The organism is Thermogemmatispora sp. (assembly GCF_019683635.1).
Taxonomy (GTDB): Bacteria; Chloroflexota; Ktedonobacteria; order Ktedonobacterales; family Ktedonobacteraceae; genus Thermogemmatispora.
In genome coordinates this window covers 1-10897 of sequence record NZ_JADGIA010000183.1, presented here as the reverse complement: position 1 = coordinate 10897, position 10897 = coordinate 1, and the positions used below count along the sequence as shown (strand labels likewise).

Annotated in this window: 9 protein-coding genes; all 9 read right to left on the bottom strand. The window is 62.3% G+C overall.

Annotation, left to right across the window (positions count from 1 at the left end; translation table 11 throughout):
• Positions 1-226 precede the first annotated feature (226 nt).
• The gene (aroH, locus tag IRZ31_RS16985; RefSeq protein WP_112433186.1) at positions 227-604 is read right to left on the bottom strand and encodes a chorismate mutase; all 378 of its coding nucleotides are present in this window, start codon (positions 602-604) and stop codon (positions 227-229) included.
• Positions 605-747: 143 nt separating this feature from the next.
• On the bottom strand, positions 748-1629 hold the full coding sequence (gene trpA / locus IRZ31_RS16980; protein ID WP_297155784.1) for a tryptophan synthase subunit alpha: 882 nt from the start codon (positions 1627-1629) through the stop codon (positions 748-750).
• A gap of 20 nt (positions 1630-1649) precedes the next feature.
• Positions 1650-2912 carry a tryptophan synthase subunit beta gene (gene trpB, locus IRZ31_RS16975; protein ID WP_297155781.1) on the bottom strand — a complete coding sequence of 421 codons (1263 nt, stop codon included), beginning with the start codon at positions 2910-2912 and terminating at the stop codon, positions 1650-1652.
• A gap of 70 nt (positions 2913-2982) precedes the next feature.
• Positions 2983-4449 (bottom strand): indole-3-glycerol phosphate synthase TrpC, encoded by a 1467-nt coding sequence (gene trpC, locus IRZ31_RS16970; protein ID WP_297155778.1) that lies wholly within the window; start codon positions 4447-4449, stop codon positions 2983-2985.
• 64 nt (positions 4450-4513) lie between these two features.
• Complete coding sequence (trpD, locus tag IRZ31_RS16965; protein ID WP_112433194.1) at positions 4514-5569, bottom strand: anthranilate phosphoribosyltransferase; 1056 nt, start codon at positions 5567-5569, stop codon at positions 4514-4516.
• A 159-nt stretch (positions 5570-5728) separates the two neighbouring features.
• Positions 5729-6292, bottom strand: a complete 564-nt coding sequence (locus IRZ31_RS16960; RefSeq protein WP_297155774.1) for an aminodeoxychorismate/anthranilate synthase component II — start codon at positions 6290-6292, stop codon at positions 5729-5731.
• A 90-nt stretch (positions 6293-6382) separates the two neighbouring features.
• Positions 6383-7963, bottom strand: a complete 1581-nt coding sequence (trpE, locus tag IRZ31_RS16955) for an anthranilate synthase component I (protein ID WP_297155771.1) — start codon at positions 7961-7963, stop codon at positions 6383-6385.
• Positions 7964-8040: 77 nt separating this feature from the next.
• On the bottom strand, positions 8041-9084 hold the full coding sequence (gene trpS / locus IRZ31_RS16950) for a tryptophan--tRNA ligase (RefSeq protein ID WP_112433200.1): 1044 nt from the start codon (positions 9082-9084) through the stop codon (positions 8041-8043).
• A 607-nt stretch (positions 9085-9691) separates the two neighbouring features.
• Complete coding sequence (locus IRZ31_RS16945; protein WP_297155767.1) at positions 9692-10429, bottom strand: histidine phosphatase family protein; 738 nt, start codon at positions 10427-10429, stop codon at positions 9692-9694.
• Between the last annotated feature and the right edge of the window lie 468 nt (positions 10430-10897).

The window sequence follows — 10897 nt, the reverse complement described above, 5'->3', positions numbered from 1 at the left end:
GAGGAACTGCCCTGGCCACGCAGCGATCCCCTTCCTCCATCGCGACGCCTTCGTCGTCATGATCGAAACCGGTGAGGAAAGAGCGCAAGGCAGAAATGGGAAGGACGAACGAACCAGCGCGCGGGACAGATAGGGCCGGCTGTCTCTCCTCGCCTGCGCACAACAGGCACTAGAGAGAGCAGCGAAGCCCAGCCCTGGCTGGCGCTGCCCTGCTAACGATGCCTGCTCAGGAGCGCTCGACGCTGAACTCTGGGCGCAGCTGCACCGCACCGCGTAGATAAACATGGCGCAGCTCTGCGGGACTACGCTCGGTATTGACATGCAGCAGGATGCGAATGCACTTGCGCAGGCTGCCCGGCACCGGAATCTCCCGCACGCACAGGAGAGCCACCTCGGTCCAACCGAGTTCACGTGCGGCCTGAGCCGGGTAGGCGGCATCCAGATCATCGGTCACGCTGAAAATAACGCTGGCGACATCCTCACTCTGGATCTGATTCAGCTCCACCATTAATTGGAGCAGCTCGGCGGTGGCGGCCAGAATCTCCCGACGATCATTGCGTTCGACCGTCGTCGCGCCCCGGATGCCTCGACAGTACACGCCCATCACCCTTTCGTGGCAAGAATGGCGACGACCTGCTACTACTCTCGCGCTCTGCGCTGAGGGGCGAGCAGGCACGCCTTCTATTGTAAAGGGTAGCCGCAAGCACTGTGAAGCGCTCCGCTGCGGGCGACGGACGCCCTCAGTCGTCAGGGCTGACGAACAGTGCATGCACGCAGGCTGCGAATATAGTCGCGGACCGCCGCCCTCTGTGCTTCTCCATCGGCGGCATGGCGCTCCAGGAGATGCACCAGGGCGCTGCCAACGACCGCCCCGTCGGCATAGCGAGCGATTTCCGCCACGTGCTCCGGGCGCGAGACGCCAAAACCGACCGCTAAGGGCAGGCCATAAGGGGCGCTCTGTCTCCGCACGCGGGCGATAAAGCTCTGCAGGTGCGGCGGCAGCCTATCGCGCGCACCGGTCACCCCGCTGAGGGAGACGCAGTAAATGAAACCCCGCGGCTCCTGGGCGGCTACGCGCACGATGGAGGCGATGCGCTCGTCCGGCGTCGTCGGCGGCACGAGGAAAATCAGCGCCAGCCCCTGCTCGTGAGCGGCCTCCAAGAGCGGCCCGGCCTCCTCTGGTGGCAGATCAGGAATGATTAGCCCACAGGCCCCCGCAGCAGCTGCCTCACAGCAGAAGCGCTGCACGCCATAGGCCAACACAGGGTTGTAATAGCCCATGAGGATCAGCGGGACACTGCTGTGGGCCGCTACCTGACGCGCAATAGACAGGCAGGCGGTGATATTGATGCCGTGCTCTAGCGCCTGATGGCTGGCGTGTTGGATAGTTGCCCCATCGGCCAGGGGATCGCTGAAGGGCAGACCCAGCTCGATCAGGTCGGCCCCGCCCTCGATGGCCGCCAGTATCGCCGCCAGACTCTGCTCCACAGAGGGGAAGCCGCACATCAGGTAAGGGATCAGCACACAGCGTCCCTCGCGGCTGGCCTGGGCAAAAGCATGCCCAATGCGCTGCGCCGGCACTGCCTCGTGGTGCTCGATGGTCTTGGATTGCTTGTGTTGCTGCATCATTTTGCTCTACACAAGAAAAATTATGAGATCGTGACCTGTAACTCTCGGGCCACTGTCAGCATATCCTTATCGCCGCGTCCCGAGAGATTGACAATGACCAGACTGCCCGGCGCCAGCTCACCCCGGGCACCCATTTCCAGCAGGTAGCCGAGGGCATGGGCTGGCTCCAGAGCAGGAATAATGCCCTCGCTCTGACTCAGCGCTTGCAGGCCACGCAGGGCCAGCGCATCATCGGCGGCGACATAGCTGGCTCGCCCCGTATCTTTCATATAGCTGTGCTCGGGGCCGACGCCTGGATAGTCGAGGCCAGCGGAGATACTGTGTGTTCCCAGCACCTGACCATCCTCGTTCTGGAGCAGGTAGCTAAAGGCGCCGTGGAGCACGCCCGGGCGGCCCGCCACCAGCGTAGCGGCGTGCTGACCTGAAGCCAGGCCCTGGCCGCCCGCCTCTACGCCGAGCAGGCGCACCTCGGGTGCATCGGCAAAGGGGTAGAAGATCCCCATTGCATTGCTCCCGCCACCGACACAGGCTATCACCAGGTCGGGAAGGCGTCCTTCCAGCTGCAGAATCTGCTCACGCGCCTCTCGCCCGATGATCGACTGGAAGTCGCGCACCATCAGCGGATAGGGATGCGGCCCCACGACCGAGCCGATCAAATAAAAGGTCGTCTCGACGTTCGTCACCCAGTCGCGGATAGCCTCGTTGATGGCATCCTTGAGGGTGCGGCTACCACTGTCGACCGAGCGGACCTCGGCGCCGAGCAGGCGCATGCGGAAGACATTGAGCGACTGGCGCTCGATATCCTCGGCGCCCATGTAGATGATGCAATCCAGTCCCAGCATGGCGCAGACCGTGGCTGTGGCCACGCCATGCTGACCGGCCCCCGTCTCGGCGATGATGCGCCGCTTGCCCATGCGCTTTGCCAGCAGGCCCTGCCCCAGCGCATTATTGATTTTGTGCGCTCCCGTGTGGGCCAGGTCCTCGCGCTTCAGATAGACGCGCACGCCCGGGGCCACCAACTGCGAGAAGCGCGGCACATAATAGAGCGGCGTCGGGCGCCCCACGAACGAGCGCAGTAGCTCCTGTAGCTCCTCTTCAAAGGCCGGGTCAAGGCGGGCCTGGCGATAAGCTTCCTCTAGCTCGCTCAGGAGGGGCATCAAGCTCTCTGGCACGAATTTGCCCCCGTAGGGACCGAAGCGTCCGCGAGCATCGGGATAGGCGCCGTGCTCATACTGCCCGGCCCCTGATGACTCGCGCTTCTGCTGTTCTAGATGTTGCTGCATCTCTTTCTGCCTCGTTAGGTGAACCGATAGAACATGAGATTGCTCTGCAGTGAGAGCATGATTTTTTTCTTCACTGCCAGATGGCCTCTAGAGCTGGCAACTGCTGGCTACTCTGGCGCACGGCCTCGATAAAGGCGCGGATCTTGCCGGGGTCTTTCTCGCCGTTGCTCTCGACGCCGCTGCTCACATCGACGCCCCAGGGCCGAACGGTGGCGATAGCCTCAGCAACGTTGGCTGGGGTCAGACCGCCGGCCAGCAAGACCGGTAGCTCTGCGGCGATCGTCCGCGCCAGCTCCCAGTCGTGGGTCAGACCGCTGCCCCCGTAGCTCGCGCTGGGGGTATCGAGCAGCAGTCGCCAGGCGACCGCGGCATAGCGGTGTGCCTCCTCCAGGGCCCTGGGACCGCGCACCGGCAGCGCCTTCATCACCGGGCGCTGCAAGCTGGCGCAGAATTCCGGTGACTCGGTCCCATGCAACTGCACAAAGTGCAGGCCCAGCTCCTCCGCCAGCTCATTAATGCGCTGGCTTTCCTCATTCACAAAGACCCCGACCAGGTCGGGCACCGCCTGGCCCTGCTCGGCCAAAGCCAGATAGCCGGCCTCGCTCAGCAGCTGTCTGACCTGCGATGGCGCCAGGTACCGCTTGCTCTGAGGATAGAACATCAGGCCCAGCAGATCGGCGCCGCTCTCCAGAGCCGCTCGCAGGGCCTCCGGGCGGCGCAGGCCGCAGATCTTCACCTGGATACCGTGATTGGCCCCGTGCAGCAGGCGCTTGATCTGCCCGCGTACGTCGCCAGCCTTGACCAACGACTCGCCCACCAGCATGGCCTGTACATCGTAGCGGCGCAGCCGGCGCGCATCGGCCTCTGTATGAATGCCGCTCTCGGCTACCACGATGCAATCGGCAGGAATCAGCCGGCGCAGCTCGCGGATCAAGAACGGGTTCATGCTGAAGGTCACCAGATCGCGGCTATTGACCCCGATCACGCGTGCCCCTGCTGTCACGGCCATGCGTGCCTCCGCTGGGCTATGGACCTCGACCAGGGCCTCCATCCCCAGCTGGCGCGTGAGTGTCAGCAGCCGCTCCAGCTCCTGCGCGGTCAAAGCGGCGCAGATCAGCAGCAGGGCATCGGCGCCCCAGGCGCGCGCCTCATAGACCTGATACTCATCCACAATGAAATCTTTGCGCAGGACAGGCAGGCTTACCGCCTCCTTGACTGCTGTCAGGTGCTCGGGGGCGCCCAGGAAGAAATGCGGCTCCGTCAGGACTGAGATCGCCGCCGCCCCAGCGGCCTCGTAGGTGCGGGCCAGGGCAACCGGATCAAGGTCGGGCGCCAGCGGCCCCTTCGAGGGCGAGGCGCGCTTAATCTCTGCAATCAGCCGCAGCCCGTGGTCGCCCGGATTCGGCTGCAGCGCGGCGGCGAAATCGCGAGCGGGCGGCTGAGCTGCAGCACGCTCTTGGAGCCTCTCCAAAGGTAGCAGACGCTGACGCTCCTCCAGGTCGAGGCGCGTGCGAGCCAGAATCTGCTCAAGAAACATCGCTCATCTCCTCGTCTCTCTCGGCCTTCCCCTTATCTGGCTGATCGTCGCCACTGGGGCCGCCTTACAAGCCACTGCTTGCGGCCAGTGACTGTGAGCAGTCCACGACCTCCTCCAGCTTGCGCCGGGCCCGGCCTTCGCGCACCGTGCTGCGAGCTAGCCGGACCCCCTCTGCCAGCGAAGAGACGCACTCATTGGCCAGCAGAGCCGCCGCCGTGTTCAAATAGAGCATATCGGCCAGCGGACCGTCGATCTCGCCGCTGAGCAGGCGGCGCAGCATTTCCGCGTTCTCTTGAGGATCGCCCCCCTGGAAGAGGCGGCGATCGCTGCAGCGCGTCAGGCCGGCCTCCTCGGGTGTAATCACGTACTCGCGCAGCTCCTCCCCCTCGCGTACCTCGCAGACGCGCGTCGGCGCTGCCAGCGAGCACTCATCAACCCCATCCTCGCCGTGGATAATCAGGGCATGACGGCAGCCGAGCAGGAGCAAGACCTCTCCCATCTTGCGCAGCAGCGAGCCATCGGCCACGCCCAGCACCTGGTAGCGGGTACCAGCCGGATTCGTCAGTGGGCCAAGAATATTGAAGACCGTACGAATACCGATCTCGCGGCGCGTCGGACCGACATGCTTCATGGCCGGGTGATAGGTCTGCGCGAACATAAAGCCGAAGCCCGTCTCCTGAACGCTGCGCGCCACGGCCTCCGGCCCCAAATCGATGCGCACACCCAGCGCCTCCAGCACATCGGCGCTGCCGCAGCGGCTCGTCGCCGAGCGGTTGCCATGCTTCGCCACGTGGGCCCCGGCGGCGGCGGCCAGGATGCCTGCCGCCGTCGAAAAATTGAAAGTGCCGGCCCCGTCGCCGCCTGTACCGCAGGTATCCAGCGCGCGGGCGGCCACCTCCTCGCGGAGATGGACGCGCAGTGCCTTCTCACGCATCACACGAGCCAGGCCGGCGATCTCCTGGGGCGCCTCGCCTCCGGGACGCATACGTAGAGCGGTCAAGAAAGCTCCCATCTGGGAGGGGGTTGCCACGCCCGACATAATCTCCTCCATCACCGCCGCCGCTTCCTCCTCGCTGAGCGTGGCGCCGGCAACAACTTGCGCGATGGCTTCGCGAATCATCGGGAGCACCTCTTTTCTGTGCTAACCAGCCTGTCATATCGCTGGTCTTCTACCTGACTGAGCGCATAGCTCAGCAGCTCTGCCCAGACGCCCCGACTCGTCCGCTGCCGCTGTCGGAACGCCTGAGCGCCTTTCCTGAGATCCTGAGATTATCTGAGCTTAACGAGTGAGAAAGTTGCGCAGCAGATCCTTTCCCACCGGGGTCATGATCGACTCAGGATGGAACTGCACCCCTTCGACAGGATAGCGACGGTGGCGCAGACCCATAATCAAGCCATCCGCCGTCTCGGCGGTAATCTCCAGCTCAGCCGGGAGAGAGGCACGCTCAACGATGAGGCTATGATAGCGATTGGCTTCAAAGGGGTTAGGAAGATCACGGAGGCAGCCCTGGCCGCGATGATAGATCAGGCTCGTCTTCCCGTGCACCGGCTCTGGCGCGCGAATGACGCGGCCACCGTAGACCTGGCCGATAGCCTGATGGCCCAGGCAGACGCCCAGAATCGGCATCTGTGGCCCGAACGTTGCAATGATCTCGCAGGACAAACCGGCCTCATTGGGCGTACAGGGTCCGGGCGAGATCACGATACGCTCCGGCTGCAGCTGCGCGATCTCATCCAGCGTAATCTGATCATTGCGCCGAACCAGGACCTCAGCCCCCAGCTCAGACAGATACTGATAAAGATTGTAGGTAAAGCTATCGTAGTTATCGATCAGTAAGATCATTGCTAGCGCCTCTCTTCCTGAGAAAGACTGGCAGGCAGGGACAGCGAGCGCAGGTCAAGGAATCGCCGGCCCGGCAGGCGGCACGCCAGATCAGGTGTGAGCATAGCGAGGGCGCTGCGCGCGGGCCATCTCCTCAGCCATCTCCACAGCGCGCAGAAGCGCGCGGGCTTTATTCATGCTCTCCTGGTACTCGGCGGCTGGATCGGAGTCCGCCACCACGCCACCACCTGCCTGGATATACGCATGTCCGTTCTTCATAACCATTGTGCGCAGGGCGATAGCCGTGTCCAGATTGCCCGAGTGGCTGAAGTAGCCGACGGCGCCGGCGTAGACTCCGCGGCGCATCCCCTCCAATTCACTGATAATCTCCATTGCCCGAATCTTTGGCGCCCCGGTCACCGTCCCGGCAGGAAAGCCAGCGCGCAGCGCATCGAACGGCGTCAGCTCGGGGCGCAGCCGTCCGACCACATTAGAGACCAGATGCATCACATGGGAATAGCGCTCGATCTCCATAAACTGGCTTACCGAGACGCTGCCTGGCAGGCTAACCCGGCCCACATCATTGCGACCCAGATCCACCAGCATCACATGCTCAGCCCGCTCCTTGGGATCGTGGCGCAGCTCCTCCTCTAGCCGGCGATCGCTCTCAGGATCGCTACCGCGGGGGCGTGTCCCGGCAATCGGATGGATCGTCACCTCGCCCTCGTCGACGCGCACCAGCAGCTCAGGAGAGGCGCCGAGCACCACAAAATCCTCCAGATCGAGGTAGAACATATAGGGAGAGGGGTTGATGGTCCGCAGCGCGCGGTAGACCGTGAAGGGTGCCGCATTAACCGGGCGGCGCAGGCGCTGGGAAGGTACCACCTGGAAAATATCGCCCGCCGCGATATACTCCTTGGCGCGACGCACCATCGCCTCATACTCCTCGCGCGTAAAGCTAGAGGTCACCGTTGGGGTCCCTGTATAGACCGGCTCCGGCTCAGTGGGCAGGCGTAGCTCCTCCTGCAGGCGAGCGACCACCCCCTCGATCGTCTGCTGGCAGCGGCGATACTCGGCCTCCAGGTCGGGGGCATCCAGGTGGAGGTGAGTAATCACGCGCAGGCGATGCTTCAAATGATCGAAGGCCAGCACCGTCTCTGTAAAGCTGAAAATGGCCAGCGGCAGGCCCAGCTCATCGGCGGCGGGCACCGGTAGCCGCTCGAAGCGGGAAGCTACCTCATAAGCCAGGTAGCCCACGGCGCCGCCATAGAAGCGCGGCAGGGCGTCATCACCTCCTTGCCGCGGCCTCAGCAGGCGGTAGCGTCCCAGCTGCTGCTCGATCAGATGCAGCGGATCATAGGACGGCAGACGGACCAGCGAGTGGCAGCGCTGCGTCCCATCCTCATAGCTCAGATAGCGCAGCGTCGCCTCATGCTCATCCTGAATCAGGACCAGGTAGGGATCGATACCGATGAACGAGTAGCGAGCGATACGCTCGCCGCCCTCCACGCTCTCCAGCAAAAACGTATAGGGGCCGCGAGCCGTCTTGCAGTAAGCCGAAACCGGCGTCTCGGTATCGGCCAGCACATCGCGATAGAGGGGGACCAGCGGAATCCTCCCGCTGGCTGTCTGCCCCTCGGCCTCCAGCTCCTGGCGCAAGGAACGCACTTCATCCAGAGATGGCGAAAACATAGACAGCCTCTTCTTCTCTTTCTTCCTCGGCACGCCTCGGCGGCGCTTCCAATCTTGGCCTGGAACCTGAGCCGGGGCTAGCCGAGGCCGATCACATCCTTCATGCGCTGCAAAGTTGCCTCGGCAATCGGACGTACCGCGTCGGCCCCTGCGCGCAGGATCGCCTCCAGCTCTGCCGGATCACGCATATACTCCTGGTAGCGGCGCTGAATCGGCTCCAGCGTAGCCACCACAACCTCTGTCAGGCGCGCCTTCAGCTCGCCATAGCCTTTGCCCTCAAACTCGGCCTCGATCTCCTCGCGCGATCGCTCCGTCAGCGCCTCGTAAATCGTCAGCAGATTATTGATCCCAGGCCGTTCGGGATCGAAGCGGATCAAGCGCAGCGAATCCGTCGTCGCCCGGGCGATCTTCTGCTTAATCGTCTTGGGATCATCGAGCAGGTTAATCCGCGAGTTGGGGTTAGGGTTGGTCTTGCTCATCTTCTGGGTTGGATCGGTGAGCGACATAATGCGCGCCCCAACCTCACGGATGAGCGGCTCCGGGATCGTAAACACCTCTTGCTTGTAGAGATGGTTGAAACGCTGAGCCAGATCGCGCGTTAGCTCCAGATGCTGGCGCTGGTCCTCGCCGACAGGCACCAGATGCGTCTGATAGAGCAGAATATCGCAGGCCATCAGGACCGGGTACATATAGATACCCGCCCCGACCGTCTCCTGATTCTCGCCGGCCTTGGCCTTGAACTGGGTCATGCGATTCAGCCATCCCATCGGCGTGAAGCAGCCCAGAATCCAGCTTGCCTCGGCGTGCTGGCGCACGTGCGACTGCACAAAAAGCTTGCAGTAGCGCGTGTCGAGGCCACAGGCCAGATAAATGGCGGCCAGCCTGCGAATATTCTGGCGCAGCTCCTGTGGATCGATCGGCAACGTAATCGCGTGGAGATCGACAATGCAGTAAATATTATCGTATTCTGTCTGTGTGCGCACCCAATTGCGGATCGCCCCCAGGTAGTTGCCCAGATGGATATCGCCGCTTGGTTGGATACCGGAGAACGTGCGCTTCTTCAGCGGCGGTGCGCTACTGCTACTCGTCTGTAGCTGTTGATCGTGGCCAATCGTCGTCATAGGAAAGACCTCCAGCGGGGCCTGGGGCCCGCAACATCTCCTGACTAGCACAACTGCCCGCCCCTGTGGTGTCTTACAGAGGCAGGAAAGAGGCCCGTGACCTGGCTCAGAGCGTGCTGAGTGAAACGGGAGCGAATCAATAAAAAACGCTTCTCGTCGCAGGGACGAGAAGCGTGAAGCTTTCGTGGTGCCACCCTTTTTCGGACCCTGGCTTCCGCCATGTATGGGCCTCTCTCCAGGAGTCTGGAGAGCGCGCAAGCGGTCGCCGTTGTCGCCTTGCCGGTGGACAACCTGTCGTGTACAGGGAGGCCGGCCCGCGGCAGACAAGGTCCCTCATTTGCCGGGTACGCTCTGATACCCTGTCCTCGATAACGGGGGACGCTCCGGGAGCCAGCTACTACTCTCTTTTCTCTGTTTGCTCAGCGTTGGAGAGGTTCGCGCTCCAGCTCACAGGCCCATTCTACGACCGCTGCAGCATCGGTTTCCACCGTTCCCGACTCTCTGGCGCGCAGTGCAGCCGTATACTCTTCCTGCTCGTCGCTGATGGTGTGTCGTTGTTGTCGCCTTAGTATCTAGCTAAGAGTATAGATGACCGGGTAAGACTCTGTCAAGGGGCGGCGGAAAGGCCGTCGGCGACGGGCGATACGAAAGGTTTCTCGGCGTACTGGAGCTGTCCGGGTACCAGCTCGGCGGCCTGGCCGGAGAGGTGAGCGGTGCTGGCCCAGAGGCGCAGATTGCCGACGAGCACCTCCTCAAAGGCGTGCAGCTCAATTTCCGTGATCGCACAGTTATCCATCGCCCCGTGGTAGATCGGCGCGCGATCCGCATTATAGCAGAGGGACTTGACCAGCACCGTGAAGATGCCGCCGTGCCCGGCGATAATGATGCGGCGTCCACTTTGGCCGGCAATAACCTGGCGCAAGCCCTGACGGATGCGCTGCAGTAGCTCCAGGAAGTTCTCCCCCTCGGGAAAGCGCGTCAGATAGTTGCCACTATACCAATCGGCAATGATCTGGTCGTGGAGCTTCCAGTGCTCGACAGTTGGGGGGTGGCGCTCAAGATCGCCGACGTTGATCTCGCGGAATTCTTCTACCAGGGTTACGGGCAGGGCCAAGGCCTCGGCAATGATCTCGGCGGTCTGGCGCGCGCGCCTCAGCGGTGAGGCGTAGATCGCGTCGATGGGCTGGCCTCGAAAAAAATCGGCGGTCTGCCGGGCTTGAAGCAGACCTTTGGCGTTCAGGGGATAATCGACGAGGCGATAGGAAAATTCCTTGGTCAGATTGGCTGGATTCTCTCCGTGACGTACAAGATAGATCGTATTAGTTAAGACTGTACTACTACTCATTCGCTCCTTTTAGTAAAAATCTCATCAAAAGGTACAAGAACCGCGGATGAGTCTGTCCGCCGCGTCGGTCACCGTGGGAGGACCGCGCAGCGGAGGCCACTCTCACCTTCATCGTACCACATGAGAGAGGCTGCTGTCCAAAAGTCAGCAATTGAGACTGCCACAGGACCTTCAGGCCATGCAGCGCAACGGGCAAGAGCGTTGGCTCGTCTGCCATTCTATCCTGGTAGATAGTGGGTAGCTGAGCCGCTAAGGTTCTGTCCTCGTCTGGGCCAGGATCACGTGTGTGGTGAGCTGATCTATGGAGCATTCAGAACAGCTCTGCTAGACAGAAAAATTTCTGGAGATCTTCCCTGGAAATTATGTAGAAAATATCGTAAAAAGTAAAATGACAGGGCGAACGGTAGAAAATGTAGAAAGGTCAGGACAACTAGCGCACGCTCGGTAGAGCGATTGGCGGTTCTGGAC